General features: G+C 53.1%; 20 protein-coding genes and 2 tRNA genes. 14 read left to right on the plus strand and 8 right to left on the minus strand.

The features are described from left to right. The first annotated feature begins 95 nt into the window (after positions 1-95). From ppnN to xni, 4 genes are all read left to right on the plus strand, one after another. Entirely contained in the window at positions 96-1,460 is a 1,365-nt protein-coding gene (ppnN, locus tag NA389_RS12990; RefSeq protein WP_000627973.1) for a nucleotide 5'-monophosphate nucleosidase PpnN, read from the plus strand. 564 nt (positions 1,461-2,024) lie between these two features. Beyond that, on the plus strand, positions 2,025-3,314 hold the full coding sequence (sdaC, locus tag NA389_RS12995) for an HAAAP family serine/threonine permease SdaC (RefSeq protein ID WP_000450462.1): 1,290 nt from the start codon (positions 2,025-2,027) through the stop codon (positions 3,312-3,314). A 58-nt stretch (positions 3,315-3,372) separates the two neighbouring features. Further along, on the plus strand, positions 3,373-4,740 hold the full coding sequence (gene sdaB, locus NA389_RS13000) for an L-serine ammonia-lyase II (protein ID WP_000626384.1): 1,368 nt from the start codon (positions 3,373-3,375) through the stop codon (positions 4,738-4,740). A gap of 169 nt (positions 4,741-4,909) precedes the next feature. Then, positions 4,910-5,665 (plus strand): flap endonuclease Xni, encoded by a 756-nt coding sequence (gene xni / locus NA389_RS13005; protein WP_001530269.1) that lies wholly within the window; start codon positions 4,910-4,912, stop codon positions 5,663-5,665. Positions 5,666-5,756: 91 nt separating this feature from the next. Here xni and fucO read toward each other — a convergent pair whose 3' ends face one another. After that, entirely contained in the window at positions 5,757-6,905 is a 1,149-nt protein-coding gene (gene fucO / locus NA389_RS13010; protein ID WP_000013562.1) for a lactaldehyde reductase, read from the minus strand. Positions 6,906-6,921: 16 nt separating this feature from the next. Next, a complete protein-coding gene (gene fucA / locus NA389_RS13015; RefSeq protein ID WP_000440831.1) occupies positions 6,922-7,569 on the minus strand; it encodes an L-fuculose-phosphate aldolase in 648 nt (215 codons plus the stop codon). 555 nt (positions 7,570-8,124) lie between these two features. Between fucA and fucP the strand changes: the two genes are divergently transcribed. From fucP to fucR, 5 genes are all read left to right on the plus strand, one after another. Continuing rightward, positions 8,125-9,441 (plus strand): L-fucose:H+ symporter permease, encoded by a 1,317-nt coding sequence (gene fucP / locus NA389_RS13020; RefSeq protein WP_000528622.1) that lies wholly within the window; start codon positions 8,125-8,127, stop codon positions 9,439-9,441. Between the two features lie 31 nt (positions 9,442-9,472). Continuing rightward, positions 9,473-11,248, plus strand: a complete 1,776-nt coding sequence (gene fucI, locus NA389_RS13025; RefSeq protein ID WP_000724126.1) for an L-fucose isomerase — start codon at positions 9,473-9,475, stop codon at positions 11,246-11,248. A 100-nt stretch (positions 11,249-11,348) separates the two neighbouring features. Further along, positions 11,349-12,767, plus strand: a complete 1,419-nt coding sequence (gene fucK / locus NA389_RS13030; RefSeq protein ID WP_000806791.1) for an L-fuculokinase — start codon at positions 11,349-11,351, stop codon at positions 12,765-12,767. 1 nt (position 12,768) lies between these two features. Then, positions 12,769-13,191: an L-fucose mutarotase gene (gene fucU / locus NA389_RS13035; RefSeq protein WP_000920848.1), complete on the plus strand. Its 423-nt coding sequence runs from the start codon at positions 12,769-12,771 to the stop codon at positions 13,189-13,191. A 57-nt stretch (positions 13,192-13,248) separates the two neighbouring features. Further along, positions 13,249-13,959, plus strand: a complete 711-nt coding sequence (gene fucR, locus NA389_RS13040; RefSeq protein WP_000642330.1) for an L-fucose operon activator — start codon at positions 13,249-13,251, stop codon at positions 13,957-13,959. Between the two features lie 58 nt (positions 13,960-14,017). Here the strand turns inward: fucR and rlmM are convergent, their stop codons facing one another. The 4 genes from rlmM to NA389_RS13060 all read right to left on the minus strand — a co-directional run bounded on the left by rlmM (position 14,018) and on the right by NA389_RS13060 (position 17,016). Continuing rightward, positions 14,018-15,118, minus strand: a complete 1,101-nt coding sequence (gene rlmM / locus NA389_RS13045; RefSeq protein ID WP_001045494.1) for a 23S rRNA (cytidine(2498)-2'-O)-methyltransferase RlmM — start codon at positions 15,116-15,118, stop codon at positions 14,018-14,020. Beyond that, positions 15,111-15,506 carry a DUF423 domain-containing protein gene (locus NA389_RS13050; protein ID WP_000203913.1) on the minus strand — a complete coding sequence of 132 codons (396 nt, stop codon included), beginning with the start codon at positions 15,504-15,506 and terminating at the stop codon, positions 15,111-15,113. Before NA389_RS13050 ends, rlmM begins: the two co-directional genes overlap by 8 nt. Before the next feature lie 18 nt (positions 15,507-15,524). Continuing rightward, the gene (gene gcvA, locus NA389_RS13055; protein WP_000044409.1) at positions 15,525-16,442 is read right to left on the minus strand and encodes a glycine cleavage system transcriptional regulator GcvA; all 918 of its coding nucleotides are present in this window, start codon (positions 16,440-16,442) and stop codon (positions 15,525-15,527) included. Between the two features lie 346 nt (positions 16,443-16,788). Continuing rightward, positions 16,789-17,016: a YgdI/YgdR family lipoprotein gene (locus tag NA389_RS13060; protein WP_000750393.1), complete on the minus strand. Its 228-nt coding sequence runs from the start codon at positions 17,014-17,016 to the stop codon at positions 16,789-16,791. A 192-nt stretch (positions 17,017-17,208) separates the two neighbouring features. Here NA389_RS13060 and csdA point away from each other — a divergent pair, with 192 nt between their 5' ends. The 3 genes from csdA to rarD all read left to right on the plus strand — a co-directional run bounded on the left by csdA (position 17,209) and on the right by rarD (position 20,044). After that, positions 17,209-18,414 (plus strand): cysteine desulfurase CsdA, encoded by a 1,206-nt coding sequence (csdA, locus tag NA389_RS13065; RefSeq protein ID WP_000991052.1) that lies wholly within the window; start codon positions 17,209-17,211, stop codon positions 18,412-18,414. Continuing rightward, positions 18,414-18,857 carry a cysteine desulfurase sulfur acceptor subunit CsdE gene (gene csdE, locus NA389_RS13070; protein WP_000184198.1) on the plus strand — a complete coding sequence of 148 codons (444 nt, stop codon included), beginning with the start codon at positions 18,414-18,416 and terminating at the stop codon, positions 18,855-18,857. The genes csdA and csdE overlap by 1 nt, the downstream gene beginning before the upstream one ends. Positions 18,858-19,156: 299 nt before the next feature. After that, a complete protein-coding gene (rarD, locus tag NA389_RS13075) occupies positions 19,157-20,044 on the plus strand; it encodes an EamA family transporter RarD (protein WP_014343890.1) in 888 nt (295 codons plus the stop codon). Positions 20,045-20,095: 51 nt separating this feature from the next. Here rarD and tcdA read toward each other — a convergent pair whose 3' ends face one another. Both tcdA and mltA read right to left on the minus strand, forming a co-directional pair. Continuing rightward, positions 20,096-20,902, minus strand: coding sequence for a tRNA cyclic N6-threonylcarbamoyladenosine(37) synthase TcdA (gene tcdA, locus NA389_RS13080; RefSeq protein WP_000117742.1), 807 nt, complete (start codon positions 20,900-20,902; stop codon positions 20,096-20,098). A gap of 109 nt (positions 20,903-21,011) precedes the next feature. Then, on the minus strand, positions 21,012-22,109 hold the full coding sequence (mltA, locus tag NA389_RS13085; RefSeq protein ID WP_000678621.1) for a murein transglycosylase A: 1,098 nt from the start codon (positions 22,107-22,109) through the stop codon (positions 21,012-21,014). 207 nt (positions 22,110-22,316) lie between these two features. Here mltA and NA389_RS13090 point away from each other — a divergent pair. Together NA389_RS13090 and NA389_RS13095 are read left to right on the plus strand one after the other, a co-directional pair. After that, a tRNA-Met gene (locus NA389_RS13090) sits at positions 22,317-22,393 on the plus strand. A gap of 29 nt (positions 22,394-22,422) precedes the next feature. After that, a tRNA-Met gene (locus NA389_RS13095) sits at positions 22,423-22,499 on the plus strand. Positions 22,500-22,511 lie beyond the last annotated feature (12 nt).

Here is a 22,511-nt window from a genome sequence, read left to right on the forward strand (position 1 = left end):
CGTGCCGGATTGCGCATGTAAGGTTGTGAAAGGTCATCAGCCAGGGCTATTGTAATCAACAGGGAATGGCGTGTTGCGTCCCATAAGGAGTTTACTTGATTACACATATTAGCCCGCTTGGCTCAATGGATATGTTGTCGCAACTGGAAGTGGACATGCTGAAACGCACGGCCAGTAGCGACCTGTATCAACTGTTTCGTAACTGTTCACTTGCCGTTCTTAACTCCGGCAGCCTGACCGACAACAGCAAAGAGCTGCTGTCCCGCTTTGAAAATTTCGATATTAACGTGCTGCGCCGCGAGCGCGGCGTGAAGCTGGAATTGATTAATCCGCCTGAAGACGCCTTTGTTGACGGGCGGATTATTCGTGCGCTACAGGCTAACCTGTTCGCGGTGCTGCGCGACATTCTCTTTGTGAATGGGCAGATCCATAATGCCGGTCGTTTCCAGCATCTGGATCTTGAAAGCTCAACACATATCACCAATCTGGTGTTCTCCATTTTGCGCAACGCCCGGGCGCTGCACGTCGGCGAAGCGCCAAACATGGTGGTATGCTGGGGCGGCCACTCAATTAACGAAAACGAGTACCTGTATGCCCGTCGCGTCGGCACACAGTTGGGATTACGCGAGCTGAACATCTGCACCGGCTGCGGCCCTGGGGCGATGGAAGCCCCCATGAAGGGCGCGGCGGTCGGTCACGCGCAGCAGCGTTATAAAGACAGCCGCTTTATCGGCATGACTGAACCTTCCATTATTGCGGCTGAACCGCCTAACCCGCTGGTGAACGAACTGATCATCATGCCGGATATCGAAAAACGCCTGGAAGCGTTCGTCCGTATCGCACACGGTATCATCATCTTCCCGGGCGGCGTGGGTACGGCGGAAGAGCTGCTTTATTTGCTGGGGATTCTGATGAATCCAGCCAATAAAAATCAGGTGCTGCCGCTGATCCTGACCGGACCAAAAGAGAGCGCCGATTACTTCCGCGTGCTGGATGAGTTTATTACCCATACGCTGGGCGAAGCGGCCCGCCGTCATTACCGCATCATCATTGACGATGCGGCGGAGGTAGCGCGGCTGATGAAGAAAGCGATGCCGCAAGTGAAAGAGAATCGCCGCGATACCGGCGACGCCTATAGTTTTAACTGGTCGATGCGTATTGCACCGGATCTGCAGGTGCCGTTTGAGCCGTCGCATGAGAATATGGCCAACCTGAAACTGTACCCGGATCAGCCGGTTGAAATTCTGGCGGCGGATCTGCGGCGCGCCTTCTCCGGTATTGTCGCGGGGAACGTGAAGGAGGTCGGGATACGCGCCATTGAAGCTAATGGTCCGTATAAAATCCACGGCGATCGAGAGATGATGCGTCGCATGGACGATCTGCTGCAGGGATTCGTCGCGCAGCATCGTATGAAATTGCCAGGTTCCGCCTACATCCCCTGTTACGAGATCTGCGCTTAGCGCTTATGCCCGGTTGCCGCCAGCAGCCGGGCGCTTCTCCCATTCCTTTCATTGCGGTATGGCGATTAACGTATGCCTTCATTTTTTATGATGTTCATCAGAGGCATAGCCCGCATTGTTTTATAAACACCATTTATAATTCACCATAAATAGATTGCCAGGCAAACGTTTACCTCACTCCTCTTACCGTGATTTATCGGTCCAAACTCTTATTCTTCGCCAGAATCCACTAAAAACCTTGATTTTTATAGTCAAACCTCCGTATCTTGCGCCCCAATCTTTCCGGCCTTATATCGTTAATGGTAGCCTTCGCGCCCGGAAATTCGTTATGACGTTTTTTTAATAGATTAATGGTCCAAATTTATCCATGTAAGAAGCGGATTATTGCATTTGAGATCGGGATCACTGATAGATTCATCACTTAAATGTATCTTTCCGCCCGAAAATTATTACGGCGAAAAATTATATAAAAAGCGTCCCTAAGCAGATTTCATTTTACGATCAGGTCTTTTTTCATTGGATTAGACCAGCAACCTGATTTTTAGCATCCTCCAGGAGAAATAGATGGAAACCACTCAGACCAGCACGATTGCTTCGATTGACTCTCGAAGCGCATGGCGCAAAACGGATACCATGTGGATGCTGGGCCTTTACGGCACGGCAATCGGCGCGGGCGTTCTGTTCCTGCCGATCAACGCAGGCGTCGGCGGCATGATTCCGCTCATCATCATGGCGATTCTCGCTTTCCCGATGACCTTTTTCGCACACCGTGGTTTAACCCGCTTCGTGCTGTCCGGTAAAAACCCGGGTGAAGACATCACTGAAGTCGTTGAGGAACACTTCGGTATCGGCGCAGGTAAACTGATTACCCTGCTCTACTTCTTCGCGATTTACCCCATCCTGCTGGTTTACAGCGTGGCGATTACTAATACCGTGGAAAGCTTCCTGACCCACCAGTTAGCGATTAATCCGCCGCCGCGGGCGATTCTTTCCCTGATCCTGATTGTTGGCATGATGACCATCGTGCGCTTCGGCGAGCAAATGATCGTTAAGGCGATGAGTATCCTGGTATTCCCGTTCGTCGCTGCGCTGATGCTGCTGGCCTTGTACCTGATCCCGCAGTGGAACGGCGCGGCGCTGGAAACGCTGTCCTTTGATTCCGCCGCGTCTACCGGTAACGGTCTGTGGATGACGCTGTGGCTGGCGATTCCGGTGATGGTTTTCTCTTTCAACCACTCCCCGATCATCTCCTCCTTCGCGGTTGCGAAGCGTGAAGAGTACGGTGAAGGCGCTGAGAAGAAATGTTCTAAAATTCTGGCCTTCGCCCACATCATGATGGTGCTAACCGTGATGTTCTTCGTCTTCAGCTGCGTGCTGAGCCTGACGCCGGCAGATCTGGCGGCAGCAAAAGAGCAGAACATCTCTATTCTGTCTTACCTGGCGAACCACTTTAACGCGCCGATCATCGCCTGGATGGCGCCGATCATTGCGATGATTGCTATCACCAAATCCTTCCTCGGCCACTACCTGGGCGCGCGTGAAGGCTTTAACGGTATGGTGATTAAATCGCTGCGTGGTAAAGGTAAATCCATCGAAATCAACAAACTGAATAAAATTACCGCGCTGTTCATGCTGGTCACCACCTGGATTGTGGCGACGCTGAACCCCAGCATCCTGGGCATGATTGAAACCCTGGGCGGCCCGATCATCGCGATGATTCTGTTCCTGATGCCGATGTATGCCATCCAGAAAGTACCGGCAATGCGTAAGTACAGCGGTCATATCAGCAACGTATTCGTTGTGATTATGGGCCTGATTGCCATCTCCGCTATTTTCTACTCACTGTTCAGCTAAGTCCTTTAGCGCCGCTTACCGCGGCGCTTCTCTATGATACAACCGCAATGGATGCCCTATGATTAGCGTATTCGATATTTTTAAAATCGGCATTGGCCCTTCCAGTTCTCACACCGTCGGACCAATGAAAGCAGGCAAGCAGTTCACGGATGATCTGATTGCCCGCCATATCCTTACAGATGTCACCCGCGTCGTGGTGGATGTCTACGGCTCTCTGTCATTGACGGGTAAAGGCCACCATACTGATATCGCCATTATTATGGGCCTGGCGGGGAATCTGCCGGACACCGTCGATATCGACGCCATTCCGTCCTTTATCCAGGATGTGAACACCCATGGGCGTTTACTACTGGCCAATGGGCAGCATGAAGTCGAATTTCCGGTCGATAAGTGCATGAATTTCCACGCCGACAACCTGTCTCTGCATGAAAACGGGATGCGTATTACCGCGCTGGCGGGCGATAAGGTGCTCTACAGCCAAACCTACTACTCCATTGGCGGCGGCTTTATCGTCGATGAAGAGCACTTTGGTTTGACGAATAGCGAACCTGTTAACGTGCCGTACCCTTACAAAACCGCCGCGGATTTACAGCGCCACTGCCAGGAGACGGGTCTGTCGCTCTCCGGTCTGATGATGCAAAACGAACTGGCCCTGCACAGTAAAGAAGCGCTGGAGCAGCACTTCGCCAGGGTCTGGGAGGTAATGCGCAGCGGTATCGAGCGCGGTATCACCACCGAGGGCGTATTGCCGGGCAAACTGCGCGTTCCGCGTCGCGCGGCGGCGCTGCGTCGGGTGCTGGTCAGTCAGGATAAGACCACCACCGATCCGATGGCGGTCGTCGACTGGATCAATATGTTCGCGCTGGCGGTGAACGAAGAGAATGCCGCAGGCGGACGAGTAGTCACTGCGCCGACTAACGGCGCATGTGGTATTGTTCCGGCGGTGCTGGCGTACTATGACAAGTTTATCCGCGAAGTAAATGCTAACTCACTTGCTCGCTATATGCTGGTCGCCAGCGCGATTGGCTCGCTGTATAAGATGAACGCCTCTATTTCCGGCGCCGAAGTGGGTTGTCAGGGAGAGGTCGGCGTGGCCTGTTCCATGGCGGCAGCGGGTCTGGCCGAGCTGCTGGGCGGTAGTCCGGCGCAGGTGTGTATCGCCGCAGAAATCGCCATGGAGCATAATCTGGGGTTAACTTGCGATCCGGTTGCCGGTCAGGTCCAGGTTCCCTGCATTGAGCGTAACGCGATTGCTTCAGTCAAAGCGGTCAACGCCGCGCGTATGGCGCTGCGCCGTACCAGCGAACCGCGTGTATGCCTCGATAAAGTGATTGAGACCATGTACGAAACCGGTAAAGACATGAACGCTAAGTACCGCGAAACTTCGCGCGGCGGCCTGGCGATGAAGATCGTTACCTGCGATTAATTCTCAGCACATTTTAGGATCTGTAGGCCGGATAAGGCGCTCGCCGCCATCCGGCTTTGTTGCCTGATGTCGCTTCGCTTATCAGGCCTACGGATAGCGCTATTTCGCAATGCTCGCCTCCCCCCGCCGTGAATGTTACCCTACGCGCAGGTTTGTAAGGGAGAACACCGTGGCTGCTCATCTGCTTATCGTCGACGCGCTCAATTTGATTCGCCGTATTCACGCCGTTCAGGGATCGCCCTGTGTGGAAACCTGCCAACACGCGCTCGATCAATTGATTATCCACAGCCAGCCAACCCATGCCGTAGCGGTATTTGATGACGACGCGCGCAGCAGCGGCTGGCGTCATCAGCGTTTGCCGGACTACAAAGCAGGACGTCCGCCGATGCCTGACGATTTACATAATGAAATGCCCGCCCTACGCGCCGCGTTTGAACAGCGCGGCGTACGCTGTTGGGCATCAGATGGTAATGAAGCGGACGATCTGGCGGCGACGCTGGCGCTAAAAGTTACCGAAGCCGGACACCAGGCAACCATTGTGTCAACCGATAAAGGCTATTGCCAGTTGCTCTCTCCGGGATTGCGCATTCGCGACTACTTCCAGAAACGCTGGCTGGACGCGCCGTTTATTGAAAAAGAGTTTGGCGTACTTCCCCGACAGTTGCCGGATTACTGGGGTCTGGCAGGAATCAGCAGTTCGAAAGTCCCCGGCGTTGCCGGTATCGGCCCCAAAAGCGCGACCCAGCTATTGATTCAGTTTCAAAATCTGGAGGGAATTTACGCCCATCTGGACGAGGTGCCGGAAAAGTGGCGCAAAAAGCTTGAGATGCATAAAGAAATGGCATTTCTCTGCCGCGATATTGCACGTCTGCAAACCGATTTACATATCGACGGAAACTTACAGCAGCTACGGCTGGCGCGGTAGTTTTGTTGCCGGATGGCGGCGTGAACGCCTTATCCTGCCTACAGGACTGCACGAAATGTAGAGCGGATAAGCGCAGCGCCATCCGGCAAAATTACCAGGCGATATGATACAGTTCGACAATGTCCGCCAGACTCGCTTCACGCGGATTGCCGCCCGTACAGACATCATCGAACGCCGCCTGCGCCAGCGCCGGGATATCCTCTTTTCGAACGCCGACATCACGCAAATGCAGCGGAATTCCCACATCGCGATTTAACGCAAATACGGCTTCCACTGCGGCATTACGCGCCTCTTCAAGGCTCAATCCTTCTACCTTCACCCCCATCGCCCGGGCGATATCACGGAATTTCTCGTTGGTAGACCCGGCATTGAAACGCATCACATGCGGAAGCAAAATAGCATTCGCGACGCCGTGCGGCGTGTTGTAAAACGCGCCCAGCGGATGTGCCATCCCATGCACCAGCCCCAGCCCCACATTGGAAAACCCCATCCCGGCAACGTATTGCCCCAGCGCCATCGCCTCACCGGCCTCTTTTTCTCCGGCTACGGCGCCGCGCAGCGCGCCAGCAATAATCTCAATGGCTTTGATATGTAATGCATCCGTCAGCGCCCATGCGGCCCGGGTAATATAGCCTTCAATAGCATGGGTTAGCGCATCCACGCCCGTTGCCGCTTTCAGCGCGGGCGGCATACCGTCCATCATATCGGCATCGATAAATGCCGCCTGCGGAATATCATGTGGATCGACACAAACGAATTTGCGCCGTTTCTCTTCATCGGTAATCACATAATTGATAGTGACTTCCGCCGCGGTTCCCGCCGTTGTCGGGATCGCCATAATCGGCACGCTGGGTTTACGGGTCGGCGATAGCCCTTCCAGACTGCGCACATCGGCAAATTCCGGATTGTTACTGATAATACCGATCGCTTTGCAGGTATCCTGCGGAGAACCGCCGCCAATGGCGATGAGATAGTCCGCGCCGCTTTGGGTAAAGACCTTAAGCCCTTCCTGGACAACGGAAATCGTAGGATTAGGGATCACGCCCGCATAGATTTCCCACGCCAGCCCTGCGGCATCCATTCTGCTTGTCACTTTATCGACCACACCGCATTGCACCAGCGTTTTATCCGTAACAATCAGCGCTTTATGATAACCGCGGCGCGTCACCTCATCGGTTAATGCGTCCACCGCTCCCCGGCCAAACCATGCCGTTTCATTCAGAATCATTCTGTTCGCCATCGCCTGTCTCCTGACATCACTCTTCAATACGTAATCCGTAAGTTTTAAATTTCTCCAGTACGATAGCGATCGCCTCGTCATCCAGTACCGGTACCGGATCGACAATGGCCAGCGTACTTAAATAGAGCTGCGCCAGCACTTCCACTTCATGCGCCAGCCACAATGCTTTGTCTAAATTTTCTTCACAAGCGATAAGCCCGTGATGCTGTAACAGCGTCGCTTTACGATTTTTAAGCGCCACGGCAACATAGTCAGAAAGTTCGCGGGTGCCAAAAGTGGCGTAGGGCGCGCAGGGAATAGAGTTTCCACCCGCGGCGGCAATCATGTAGTGAATCGCCGGAATCGGGCGATTCAGGATCGAGACTGCCGTACAATGGACAGCGTGGTTATGTACCACAGCATTGGCGTCAGGGCGCGTCTGGTATGCCGCCATATGAAAACGCCACTCGCTGGAAGGCAGCTTGCCCTGCTCATGCTGACCGTCAGCATCAATAAAGACAATGTGCGACTCTGTCAGCTTCTCGTAGGGGATCCCCGTCGGCGTAATCAGCATTCCGCCCTGATAACGTACGCTCACGTTACCTGCCGTCCCCTGATTTAACCCTAACCGCGTCATTTCCAGACAGGTATCAATAATCTGCCGCGCCAGTCTATTTCGTTCCATTATTTACCTCTCTCTGTGATTCAAAATGAGACAACAAAACCGCCTTTCGCATCGCGCTGCTGTCCTGTTGAAATAATCGAATAGTTAGCAACTATCATCATACTGAATAAAGAGAAGGGAATTTAAATAACGATATTTTGTGATTCACATCAATTAATTCGCCACGATAAACCAGACGACTACCGTTTCTCTCGCCGATAAATGCCCGCTCTTAATAATATTTTTTAAAACGGGCAAAAATGAAGAATAAGTTACTACTGCCCGTTTTCGTGGCAATAATTTAATTCGGGCATTCAGTCTGTGGTTTTTTAAATTAAACATCTCAAACGGTCATTTTTTTATGGAAATTAAAGTGATGATAATCACAGAACGCTCTGCTCTCAGGTATAAATGTGACCGCCATCATATTAAAAGGCCTTTTTTATTTGAAAATGAATCCATGAGTTCATTCCGGACGCCAATTTATTACCGGTAAGAAAAGCGAACTCACCTAATTTTACGGTCTGGTGACCAGAACCGACCGCACGCAAAAGCTTCTGAACCGATGAGGATGCTATGGGAAACACAACAATACAAACGCAGAGTTTTCGTGCTGTGGATGCAGAGCAAAGCAAGAGCAAGCGCTACATTATTCCATTCGCCTTACTTTGCTCGCTATTTTTTCTGTGGGCTGTCGCCAATAATCTGAATGACATTTTACTACCGCAGTTTCAACAAGCTTTTACGCTAACTAACTTTCAGGCTGGGCTTATTCAGTCAGCCTTTTATTTCGGTTATTTCGTCATTCCAATCCCCGCTGGGATTTTGATGAAAAAACTCAGTTATAAAGCAGGGATTATCACCGGGCTTTTTTTGTATGCTGTTGGCGCCGCATTATTCTGGCCTGCCGCCGAGATAATGAATTACACATTATTTTTAATTGGCCTGTTTATCATCGCCGCCGGTTTAGGCTGTCTTGAAACTGCAGCCAACCCTTTTGTTACGGTATTAGGTCCAGAAAGCGGCGGACATTTCCGGCTTAATCTGGCGCAAACTTTTAACTCCTTTGGCGCTATTATCGCCGTTGTGTTTGGGCAAAGCCTTATTTTGTCTAACGTGCCGCATCAATCGCAAGAAGCGCTTGATAAAATGACGCCGGATCAGCTTAGCGCCTATAAACACAGCCTGGTGTTATCGGTACAAACGCCATACATGATTATCGTCGCCATCGTATTAGTAGTTGCGCTGCTGATTATGCTGACCAAATTTCCGGCCCTGCAAAGTGACGATCATAGCGATGCTAAACAAAGCTCTTTCTTATCTTCTCTCTCCCGACTCATCCGTATCCGCCACTGGCGCTGGGCGGTGCTGGCGCAGTTCTGCTACGTGGGGGCGCAAACCGCCTGCTGGAGCTATCTGATCCGCTACGCCATTGAGGAGATCCCTGGAATGACGCCCGGTTTCGCCGCCAATTACCTGACCGGCACTATGGTGTGCTTCTTTATCGGCCGTTTCACCGGGACCTGGCTTATCAGCCGCTTCGCGCCGCATAAAGTGCTGGCCGCCTACGCCCTGTTTGCCATGCTCCTGTGTCTGATTTCCGCCTTTAGCGGCGGACATATCGGCCTGCTGGCGCTGACGTTGTGTAGCGCATTTATGTCAATCCAGTACCCGACCATCTTCTCGCTGGGTATCAAAAATCTGGGACAGGACACTAAGTACGGCTCGTCTTTTATCGTCATGACCATCATTGGCGGCGGTATTGTCACGCCAGTAATGGGCTTCGTTAGCGACGCCGCAGGCAAAATCCCGACCGCCGAACTGGTTCCGGCATTGTGCTTTGCCGTCATCTTCATTTTTGCCCGTTTCCGTTCACAAGCGGCGACAAACTGAACATTTATCCGAATAACGTGAGGAATCTGTCATGAAAAAAATCAGCTTACCGAAAATCGGTATCCGCCCGGTGATTGATGGACGTCGTATGGGCGTACGCGAGTCGCTCGAAGAGCAAACCATGAACATGGCGAAAGCGACGGCGGCGCTCATCACCGAGAAAATCCGCCACGCCTGCGGGGCACAGGTGGAGTGCGTCATTGCGGATACCTGTATTGCCGGAATGGCGGAATCCGCCGCCTGTGAAGAAAAATTCAGTAGCCAGAACGTGGGCGTGACCATTACCGTTACGCCGTGCTGGTGCTATGGCAGCGAAACCATTGATATGGACCCGATGCGTCCGAAAGCCATCTGGGGCTTTAACGGCACAGAGCGTCCTGGGGCGGTTTACCTTGCCGCGGCGCTGGCGGCGCACAGCCAGAAAGGCATTCCGGCGTTCTCCATTTATGGCCATGACGTGCAGGATGCCGACGATACCTCCATTCCCGCCGACGTCGAAGAAAAACTGCTGCGTTTTGCGCGGGCAGGGTTAGCGGTTGCCAGTATGAAAGGCAAAAGCTACCTCTCCGTCGGCGGCGTGTCGATGGGGATCGCGGGTTCCATTGTCGATCATAACTTCTTCGAATCCTGGCTGGGCATGAAGGTGCAAGCGGTAGATATGACCGAACTGCGCCGCCGTATCGATCAAAAAATTTATGATGAGGCCGAACTGGAGATGGCGCTGGCGTGGGCGGATAAAAACTTCCGCTACGGCGAAGATCAGAATGCCTCGCAGTATAAGCGCAATGAAGCCCAGAACCGCGCGGTGCTAAAAGAGAGCCTGCTGATGGCGATGTGTATTCGCGATATGATGCAGGGCAACAAGACGCTGGCGGACAAAGGGTTAGTTGAAGAATCGCTGGGCTACAACGCCATTGCCGCCGGCTTCCAGGGCCAGCGCCACTGGACCGATCAATACCCGAACGGCGATACCGCCGAAGCGCTGCTCAATAGCTCTTTTGACTGGAACGGCGTACGCGAACCGTTTGTCGTCGCCACCGAAAATGACAGTCTGAACGGCGTAGCGATGCTGTTTGGCCATCAACTCACTGGTACCGCGCAGATATTCGCCGACGTACGAACCTACTGGTCGCCGGAAGCCGTAGAACGCGTCACCGGCCAGGCGCTCAGCGGCCTGGCGGAACACGGCATTATTCACCTGATTAACTCCGGTTCTGCCGCTCTGGACGGTGCCTGTAAACAGCGCGACAGCGAAGGCAAGCCGACCATGAAACCACACTGGGAAATCAGCCAACAAGAGGCGGATGCGTGTCTGGCGGCCACTGAATGGTGCCCGGCGATTCACGAATACTTCCGCGGCGGCGGCTACTCATCCCGTTTCCTGACCGAAGGCGGCGTGCCATTCACCATGACCCGCGTGAATATCATCAAAGGCCTGGGACCAGTACTGCAAATCGCCGAGGGCTGGAGCGTCGAACTGCCGAAAGCGATGCACGATCAGCTTGATGCCCGCACCAACTCTACCTGGCCTACCACCTGGTTTGCGCCGCGTCTTACCGGCAAAGGCCCGTTTACCGATGTCTATTCGGTGATGGCGAACTGGGGCGCTAACCACGGCGTACTCACCATCGGCCATGTAGGGGCGGACTTTATTACTCTCGCCGCGATGCTGCGTATCCCGGTATGTATGCACAACGTGGAGGAGGCGAAGATCTACCGTCCTTCCGCCTGGGCGGCTCACGGTATGGATATCGAAGGCCAGGATTATCGCGCCTGCCAAAATTATGGCCCGCTGTATAAACGTTAATGCGGCTTAGCCCGGTGGCGCAGGCTTACCGGGCCTACGGGCGCGTGAACCGTAGGCCGGATAAGCGTAGCGCCATCGGGCGGCGTTTATGGAGTTATCTATGAAACAAGACGTTATCCTGGTTCTCGACTGCGGTGCGACTAACGTTCGGGCGATCGCCGTTGATCGCCAGGGGAAAATTGTCGCCCGCGCCTCAACCGCTAACGCCAGCGACATTGCCGCAGAAAATAGCGCCTGGCATCAGTGGTCGCTGGACGCCATCCTGCAACGTTTCGCCGACTGCTGCAGGTCACTCTCCAGCGCCCTGTCGGAGTGTGTTGTTCGCGGTATTACGGTGACTACGTTCGGCGTCGATGGCGCGCTGGTCGATGCGCAGGGTAAGCTGCTCTACCCGGTCATCAGTTGGAAATGCCCGCGAACCGCTGCCGTGATGGAAACGATTGGGCGCTTTATCTCGCCCCGGCAATTGCAGACGCTCTCCGGCGTCGGCGCGTTCAGCTTTAACACGCTGTACAAACTGGTCTGGCTTAAAGAGAATCATCCGCGCCTGCTGGAACAAGCTCACTGCTGGCTGTTTATCTCGTCGCTGATTAACCACCGTCTGACCGGCGAGTTTACGACCGATATCACTATGGCAGGCACCAGCCAGCTACTGGATATCCATCAGCGCGACTTTAGTCCGGAAATCCTGCAGGCGACGGGCCTGGCGCGCCGCCTGTTCCCGCGTATCGTGGAAGCGGGCGCCCAGATAGGCACGCTACAGACAGACGCGGCCAGGCTACTCGGTCTCCCGGCGGGTGTGCCGGTGATCTCTGCCGGACACGATACTCAGTTCGCGTTATTCGGCGCTGGCGCGCAGCAAGGTGAACCGGTGCTCTCCTCAGGAACATGGGAGATTCTGATGGTGCGCAGCGGTCAGGTGGATACCTCGCTGCTCAGCCAGTATCCAGGCTCGACCTGTGAACTGGACAGTCAGTCGGGGCTTTATAACCCCGGAATGCAGTGGCTGGCCTCCGGCGTACTCGAATGGGTACGAAAACTGCTGTGGACGCCGGAAACGCCATGGCAAACGCTGATCGACGAAGCGCGCGCTATTCCCGCTGGCGCGGAAGGCGTGCGGATGCAGTGCGATCTGCTCGCCTGCCAAAATGCAGGCTGGCAGGGCGTGACGCTCAATACCACCCGCGGCCATTTCTATCGCGCCGCGCTGGAAGGCCTGACGGCGCAACTTCAGCGTAATCTGCGCACGCTGGAGAAAATCGGCCATTTTAACGCCACAGAACTGTTACTGGTTGGCGGCGGCAGTCGCAACGCTTTATGGAATCAAATTAAAGCGAATCAGCTTGATATCCCTATCAAAGTGCTGGACGACGCGGAAACCACCGTGGCCGGCGCTGCCATGTTTGGCTGGTACGGCGTAGGCGAATTTAATAGCCCGGAACAGGCGCGTGCGCAGGTCAATTATCAGTATCGCTATTTCTGGCCGCAAACCGAACCTGAAATTATTGAGGGAGTATGAAATGCTAAAAACCATTTCACCGTTAATTTCCCCGACACTGCTCAAAGTGCTGGCCGAGATGGGCCACGGGGACGAAATCATTTTTTCCGACGCTCACTTTCCCGCGCATAGCCTGGGCCCGCAGGTGATTCGCGCCGATGGTCTTAGCGTCAGCGATCTACTGCGGGCAATTATTCCGCTCTTTGAGCTGGATAGCTACGCCCCGCCGCTGGTGATGATGGCCGCCGTGGAAGGCGACACGCTCGATCCCAGCGTTGAAGCGCGCTATCGCGATGCCTTGTCATTAGAAGCGCCGTGCCCGGATATCGTTCGTATCGACCGCTATGCGTTTTATGAGCGGGCGCAAAAAGCGTTTGCGATCGTTATCACAGGTGAGTGCGCGAAGTACGGAAATATTCTTTTAAAAAAAGGGGTAACGCCGTAATCTCTTGCCGGTGCGCCCGCATGACGCGGGCGTTCATCGAATGATGGGGTGAGAAAAATGAAAGCGGCACGCCAACAAGCGATAGTCGATCTGCTGATCAATCATAAAAGTCTGACCACCGAAGCGCTGGCCACCCGGCTTAACGTCAGTAAAGAGACCATCCGCCGCGATCTCAGTGAACTACAGACGCAGGGAAAAGTGCTGCGTAATCACGGACGAGCTAAATATATTCATCGTGAAAATCAGGACAGCGGCGATCCATTCCATATCCGCCTGAAAAGCCATTATGCGCATAAAGCCGATATTGCCCGTGAAGCGTTAGCGTGGATAGAAGAAGGAATGACGATTGCGCTGGATGCCAGTTCAACCTGCTGGTATCTGGCCCGCCAGTTGCCGGATATTCCCATTCAGGTTTTTACCAATAGCCATCCTATCTGTCAGGAGCTGGGAAAACGCGAACGCATTGCGCTGATAAGTTCCGGCGGCCAGCTTGAACGTAAATATGGCTGTTACGTTAATCCGTCGCTTATCTCACAGCTAAAATCGCTTGATATCGATCTGTTCATCTTTTCCTGCGAGGGGATCGACGGCGGCGGCGATCTGTGGGACTCCAATGCGATCAACGCCGATTTTAAATCTATCCTGCTCAGGCGCGCCTCGCAGTCTTTATTATTGATTGATAAAAGTAAATTTAATCGTTCAGGAGAGGCGCGCATCGGCCATCTGGATGACGTGACGCATATTGTTTCAGATGCGCCGCAGTCATAGGCCGGATAAGCGTGCGCCATCCGGCGCTGATGACGCGCCGGATGACGGCAGCGCGTTTTTACCGCTCGTCGCGACGTCCGCCAACAGCCGCCCACAACCGACGCACGTGTACCGTCACTTCTTCGCGATCGTGATAAAGCTGACGCGCCTGGATCTGCGCATTAACGCCATGCTCATCCAACTGCGCCTGAAGATACGCCAGGTTATGCGACACCTCTTCATAGCGTTTTTTCATCGGCAGTTTAAGGTTAAAAATCGTCTCCCGACACCAGCCGTTCACCAGCCACTGCGCCATTAACGCGGTGACTTTGGCCGGCTTCTCCACCATATCGCAGACCATCCATGAAATATTATTCCGGTTCGGACGGTACCTGAAGCCATCCTCACGCAACCAGGTCACCTGTCCGGTGTCCATCAGGCTTTGCGCCATCGGGCCGTTATCTACGGAGTAGACCCACATATTGCGCTTCACTAACTGGTACGTCCATCCGCCGGGACAGGCGCCCAAATCCACCGCATACATGCCGTTCGCCAGACGTTCATCCCACTCATCTTCCGGGATGAAAACGTGGAGCGCCTCTTCCAGTTTCAGCGTTGAGCGGCTCGGCGCATCAGACGGAAACTTCAAACGCGGGATGCCCATATAAAACGGTGAATTGTTATGCGCGAACGAATAACCGGTATAGCAGCATCCTGGCGCGATAAAAAAGACATGAACGACCGGACGCTTCGGCGTTTCATAATTCGTCAATACGCCCGCATCACGCAAAGCCGCGCGCAGCGGCACCGTAAATTTGCGGCAGAACTTCATCAGTTCTTTACTTTCATTGGTGTCGGCGACTTCAACCCGCAGCTCGCCGCCCTTTTCCACTACGCCCTGCAACATGCCGACAATCGGCGTAATTCTGTCTTCCGGCGGTAAATGTTGCAGCAGTTCACCCACCACAAACCACTGGCGGGCGAAAATCAGCGAACTGAACGGCAGTTCTGAAATCAGCTTTTCGCCATCTTCCGGCTGGTAGCATTCATAAATGACATAGCCTGCGTTCTCTTTTACGCGTGCAAAACCAAATATTTCCCGTTTTCCCGCCTTATCGGTAATTTCTGCAGCGCACTCTTTTTCAAACCCCGGACGGCAGAGCAATACAACTTTATTCATGGCTCGCGCCCTTACGTTTCATACGAATGGCGCCAATCAGTAATAGCGCCCAGCCCACCAGGAAACTGACGCCGCCGACAGGCGTGATATACGCCCACAAGCGCAGATGCGAAAGCGCAAGGCAGTACAGACTGCCGCTAAACAGCACCGTGCCCAGCGCCAGAAAAACGCTGCTCCAGTAAAACCAGATGCTGATACGGCGCTGCATCGCCACCGCCAGGCCAAAGATCGCCAGCGTATGGAACGCCTGATATTGCAGGCCGGTCTGAATCCAGCCCATTTCAACCACGCCCAGGGTTTTACTCAAAACATGCGCCCCGAACGCGCCCAGAGCAACGTAAATAAAACCGCTGATAGCGGCGACAATCAGCATAAAACGGCTGGTCATGGTCATACCCTAAGTTAATTATTGTTCGTAACGAAAACGGAATTTTTCTTGCTCCGTCGCCGCCTTCGCCAAAATCCACTGACGGAAGGCGGCTATTTTACCCAGTTCTGCCTGGCTGTCATGACAAACCAGATAAAAAGCATTCTTACTCACCAGAACATCGTTAAATGGACACACCAGTCGCCCGGCTTCAATTTCCGACTGCGCCATAACATTATTCGCCAGCGCGATCCCCTGTCCGTGAATAGCGGCCTGTAACACCATCGCGCTGTGGCTAAATATCGGCCCTTGCTGAACGTTAATATGGTTGAGCCCTAACTGACGAGTATAGGCCTGCCAGTCACGCCGGGAAGCATCGTGCAATAACGTGTGTTTCGCCAGATCTTCCGGCGTTTTTAACGGTTTTTCGCCTGTGAGCAATAAAGGAGAACAGACGGGCAGTAAATATTCTGCGTATAATTTTTCGACGCGCAAGCCCGGCCAGTTTCCCCGGCCATAAAAAATCGCGACATCGACATCGTCTGCCAGTTTATCTTCCTGACGGTCAACGGCTTGTATCCGAACGTCAATTCCCGGATAAGCTGAGTTAAAGCTGGAGAGTCTGGGCACCAGCCACTGGATGGCAAAACTGGGCGGTAAACTCACCGTCAGCGCCCCTTTGGCACTGCGCGCCTGGAGCTTACGCGTTGCTTCCGTGAGCTGGGAAAATATCTCTTTAATGTCGAGAAAATAGCTTTGGCCTTCTTCCGTCAGCAGCAGCGAACGATTGCGGCGGCGGAACAGTTTTAGCCCCAAAAAATCCTCAAGTGACTTAATTTGGTGGCTTACTGCGGCCTGCGTCACAAAAAGTTCTTCCGCTGCTCGCGTAAAGCTCAAATGGCGCGCGGCAGCATCAAAAACGCGTAACGCATTTAAAGGAGGTAATCGTTTTGACATGGCCTCTGGACTTAATGTCGAATGAATTTAACAAATAGGTAACAATATGTAACCTATTAGTTTTTTTAATCTGAGACATTATAAATTGTCCGTTGAGGTTCTACCAGCAAATACCTATAGTGGCGGCACTTCCTGAGCCGGAACGAAAAGTTTTATCGGAATGCGTGTTCTGATGGGCTTTTGGCTTACGGTTGTGATGTTGTGTTGTTGTGTTTGCAATTGGTCTGCGATTCAGACCACGGTAGCGAGACTACCCTTTTTCACTTCCTGTACATTTACCCTGTCTGTCCATAGTGATTAATGTAGCACCGCCATATTGCGGTGCTTTTTTTTGTATAACAAACGGTTAGTTTTCCAGAGCCACCATCTCTTTCACGTCAGTACGATTGATCTGCTGTTTGTTGCCATTAGCGTCTTTATACGAAATCATACCGGTATCGTTATCGGTCTGGGGTTTACCGTCGGTCACAATGCTACGTCCATCATTGGTGTGCATAACGTAATTAGGACCGGAACAGGCGCTCAGGGCAAAAGTCAGCATACATGCAGAGATAATTGCGGCAGTCTTTTTCATCTTCTTCTCCTTAAAGCTGTTTGTGCTATTTAAAGCGGACTCCGTAACAGGCTTAAACATTCGCCTAACATTATTCAGCATAACCTCCTTTACATAATTCGCCAGGATATACAGACGATTCCGATGGTTAGGACAAACCTTGTATCAGCCGCGCTTTTACGCCACGATCGGTAAACTGAACCGAGGAATATCATGAACGCTTTTAATCCCACGCAGTTTCGCGCGCAGTTTCCCGCGCTAGCCGATGCGGGTGTTTATCTCGATAGCGCCGCCACGGCATTAAAGCCACAGGCAGTCATTGACGCCACGCACCAGTTTTATTGTTTGAGCGCCGGTAACGTTCATCGTAGCCAGTTTGCACAGGCGCAGCGCCTGACGGCGCAATATGAAGCGGCCAGAGCAAAAGCAGCGCGACTGTTAAACGCGCCCGATGAAAAAAGTATCGTCTGGACTCGCGGCACCACCGAAGCGATCAACATGGTGGCGCAGTGTTACGCCCGTCCTCGTCTGCGCCCCGGCGATGAAATTATCGTTAGCGTCGCCGAGCATCACGCCAACCTTGTGCCCTGGCTGATGGTGGCGCAACAAACCGGCGCGCAGGTCATAAAACTGCCGCTTAATGACCGACGTCTTCCTGATGTTGAGCGTCTGCCGGAACTGATCACGTCGCGCAGCCGGATTCTGGCGCTGGGGCAAATGTCGAACGTAACGGGCGGCTGCCCGGATCTCGCAAGCGCTATCAGCGCCGCTCACGCGGCGGGAATGGTAGTGATGGTAGATGGCGCGCAAGGCGCGGTACACTTCCCGGCGGATCTCCAGCAGCTTGATATCGATTTTTATGCTTTTTCCGCTCACAAACTGTATGGCCCGACCGGTATCGGCGTGCTGTACGGTAAGCCGGAGCTTCTTGAGGCGATGTCGCCCTGGCTCGGCGGCGGCAAGATGATCCGTGACGTTAGCTTTGAAGGCTTCACCACTCAAAGCGCTCCCTGGAAACTGGAAGCGGGGACGCCGAACGTCGCCGGGGTCATCGGCCTGAGCGCTGCGCTGGAATGGCTGTCCGATATCGATATTGAACAGGCCGAAAACTGGAGCCGCGGGCTGGCGACGCTGGCGGAAGACGCACTGGCGAAACGTCCGGGCTTTCGTTCGTTCCGCTGCCAGGACTCCAGCCTGCTGGCCTTTGATTTTGTCGGCGTGCACCACGGCGATATGGTGACGCTGCTGGCGGAATACGGTATTGCGCTCCGGGCCGGGCAACATTGCGCCCAGCCATTGCTGGCGGAACTTGGCGTCACAGGGACTCTGCGCGCCTCTTTTGCGCCGTATAATACTCAACATGATGTGGATGCGTTGGTTAACGCCGTTGACCGCGCGCTGGAACTGCTGGTGGATTAATGACAAACCCTCTTTATACCGGACACCCGTTCGGCACAACGGTAACGGAAGAGACGTTACGCGCTATCTTTCTCCCGCTGACCCAGTGGGAGGATAAATATCGTCAGTTGATTCTGTTAGGAAAACAGCTCCCCGCTCTGCCGGATGAATGCAAAGCGCAGGCGAAAGAGATAGCCGGCTGCGAGAACCGCGTCTGGCTGGGCTTTACCCGATCAGATAACGGAACGATGCACTTTTTCGGCGACAGTGAGGGGCGGATTGTCCGCGGCCTGCTGGCGGTATTGCTCACCGCGGTGGAAGGAAAAAACGCCGCCGAGCTGCAGGCTCGTTCACCGCTGGCGCTGTTTGATGAGCTGGGTTTACGCGCCCAGCTTAGCGCCTCACGCAGTCAGGGGCTGAACGCGCTGAGCGAAGCGATTGTTGCCGCAACGCATAAGGGTTGAAATAGCGTAAATATTCTGTCGCCTGACAGCGCCGTCCGCGGCGGTCAGGCGATGCAGATAAAATAATCCAGTCACTTTATTAGTTTCTGCATCAGATTTCCCTGATAAACATTCTTTTGATTTTTATCAGCTATCACAATGAAATTACAATGTTAGAATCCATGTTAAAACGGCGTGAAGATTTTAGAGTAAATAAAGCCACTTGATGTAGCGTAGCAGGAGAACTGGAAAATTCATACGCATCGGGTGAAGTTATAACAGGATATGGATAAGTGGAAAAATATCTGCGTAGCGGTACCATGTTTGTGGTACTGGCATTTATATTATGGGGGTTAACACCTTTATATTATCAATATTTATCAGGGGGAAATCTCGCACAAATATTGATATACCGGGTGTTCTGGTCAATTCCATTATTACTGGCAGTAAGATTGTTATTTCGGCAGCGAACGCGATTTCATGATGCCTGGAAAGATAAAAAATCTTTTTTCTTCTGCATGATCGCCGGACTTTTAATGATTGTCTCATGGTCATCTTTTATTTATGCGCTAACCCATCATCTGGTACTTGATGCCAGCCTCGGCTATTTTATCAACCCGCTATTTGTTATTGCGCTGGGATGCATTTTTCTTAAAGAAAAACTGTCGTTGTTTCAGGCCATCGCCGTTTTTTCCGGTGTTTGTGGCCTGACTTTTCAAATTATCATGCTACGGCATTTCCCGGCGCTGGCGCTAACCATGGGATTATCATTTGCGCTATATGGCCTGGCGCGAAAGTTTATACATTATGATGTGATGACATCGATAACGATTGAAACATTATGGGCATTACCTGTCTCACTATTAATTTTTCTCTTTAGCGACACTGGACCAATTATATCCGCTAATACTCCTTTCTTTTTGTATGTTATGACGGCGCCAGTGACAATCATTCCACTGGTATTATTTGCCATCGCGTTAAATCACACCTCGTTGATTGTCACCGGACTGGCGCAATATATAGAGCCGTCTTTACAGTTCTTACTTGCCATTATGATATTTGGCGAGCACATTAATTACGCGGAACTGCTCTGCTTTTGTGCAGTATGGTTCGGGTTGTTTCTATGCATATCTGAAAATTTATATTCCCATTATCTCCGCGCCCGTCTGAAACCGGTGTTCGGCAGGGTACAGCGCTTCTTTCGCTAACAAAGGGCGCAGGGCCGGATACGCGTCTGCGTGACACTCCGCCCCGTCCTTTTATTCTTGTCGCGCCGCTTTAGCCATGATCTTCTTCAGCGCATGGGAAACGGCGACAAAACCGAACGTTGCCGTCACCATCGTCGCCGCGCCGAAGCCAGAGGCGCAATCCATCCGTTTTGGCCCTTCTGCGGTAGCTTTCATCGCGCATACGGAACCGTCCGCCTGTGGGTAAACCAGCGCTTCAGTGGAAAAAACGCAGTCCACGCCCAGTTTACCTTTACTGTTCTTCACTACGCCAAAATTATGTTTCAATCTCTCACGCAGTTTTGCCGCCAGCGGATCCTGGATGGTTTTCGCCAAATCAGCGACCTGGATTTGCGTCGGATCGATCTGCCCGCCTGCGCCGCCAGTGGTCACTAAAGGAACCTTATATCGGCGACAGTACGCAATCAGCGCGGCTTTTGGACGAACGCTGTCAATGGCGTCAATGACATAGGTAAAACCCGCGTCCATATAACCCGCCACATTATCCGGCGTGATGAAATCATCGATAACCGTTACCCGGCACTCCGGGTTAATTTGACGAATCCGTTCGGCCATCACTTCCGCTTTCGCCAACCCGACGTTATCACGCAACGCATGGATCTGACGGTTCGTATTGGTCACGCAGACATCGTCCATATCAATCAGCGTAATCGCGCCGATGCCCGTACGCGCCAGCGCCTCTGCCGCCCATGATCCCACCCCGCCGATTCCCACGACGCAGATATGCGCCTCAGCAAACCGCTGCAGCGCTTTTTCACCGTACAGACGCGCGGTGCCGCCAAAGCGTTGGCGCCAGGCATCACTTATCACCACTGACATATGACCTCAGAATAAAAAAAGGTGAGGTTATTCCTCACCCCTGCTCACTATTTTCAGGCCCGATAGCGATCGCGTTATCGGGCAATCCGGTTGTCGCAGAATACCACAATCAGCCGCTAAACACGTTACCGGCGCCCGGCGCGCTTTTTAACACCCAGACGCGACCATAGTGATTATACCATCCGGCACGATGCCCGGCATCCGGGCCAATCCCCTGGTAAATATCAAAGTGCTGGCCTTTAATCGCTCCGCCGACATCCAGTGCGACCATCAAACGTAGCTCATACTGACCGCTAAATTTACCGTTGTTATCCAGCAACGGTACTTCCGCCAACAAGGTCGTGCCAGGCGGAATGATGCTGCGGTCGGAGGCGACGGATGCTCGCCCAATCAGCGGTACAGCGCTGGCACCTTTGACCGGCGCAAAAGATTGCGGCTTAAAGAAGACGAACGACGGGTTCTGCTCCAGTAATTCACGCACTTCCGCTTCGCTGTGCTTCTCTCCCCATTCGCGTATAGCCTGCATCGACATATCTTCTTTTTTCACTTCACCGCGATCGATAAGCACTTTACCAATACTGCGATAAGGCCAGCCGTTTTTACCGGCATAACTAAAGAAGTTCAGTGGACTACCGTCACCGAAATCAATATAGCCGCTGCCCTGGACATCCATAATAAAGTTATCCATCAGCGAATTACTCCAGGCCAGGATGTACTTATCGCTCAGCGCGCCTGCGTAGATCTGGGCGCGGGACGGTAAGCGCCCGCGTTTTGGCGGCATACTATAGATAGGGTACTGGAACGCGCCCTGGCGCGTATGGCGAGCCTGAACGACGGGCGTATAGTAGCCCGTGAACTGGACGTTACCGTAGTTGTCGGTGCCTTCCATCTGCCAGGCATCGATACCAAACTGACGCATAGTACGCGTATCGCCTCCGGAACGTAACCAGTTCTGGACAGCGTTATAGACGTTGCTTTGATTGGTGTATAAACGCGGCGACGCGGAACGGATCTGGTCGACCTGCTCGGCAAAGTCACCAGCATTAATCGGCGCGCCCACCGCGTCCGGCTGGTTTACCAGGGAGAAGGGCTGGGTAAATTTTCCGTCCTTATATTGCTGACCGCGATCGGTCGGTTTTGATGAACAGGCAGCCAGCATTGCCAGCATTACGCCTGTCGCCACATATTTTGCCCAACGTCCTTTCATGGTGTCTCGTCTTCTGCGTAATCGAAAGTGCCCGGTGAAGATAACAAACCGTCCGAAGTAATGAAATGCGATCGCGATCTCATTATGTAAATTCGTTTAAAAATCGCGCTATCTGCGGTGTATTTGCGCAATTCATGAGAAATTAGCGATTTATATGAAAAAAGGGTTGCAACAAAAGCTCAGCGGAGTATAGTGCGCATCCACGGACGCGGGGTGGAGCAGCCTGGTAGCTCGTCGGGCTCATAACCCGAAGGTCGTCGGTTCAAATCCGGCCCCCGCAACCAATTATAATGAGAATGCAAGTTTAGACGGACGCGGGGTGGAGCAGCCTGGTAGCTCGTCGGGCTCATAACCCGAAGGTCGTCGGTTCAAATCCGGCCCCCGCAACCAACTTAATGAACA

Origin of the sequence: Salmonella sp. NW645 (assembly GCF_051703725.1) — a bacterium.
In the GTDB taxonomy this organism is placed as follows: domain Bacteria; phylum Pseudomonadota; class Gammaproteobacteria; order Enterobacterales; family Enterobacteriaceae; genus Salmonella; species Salmonella enterica.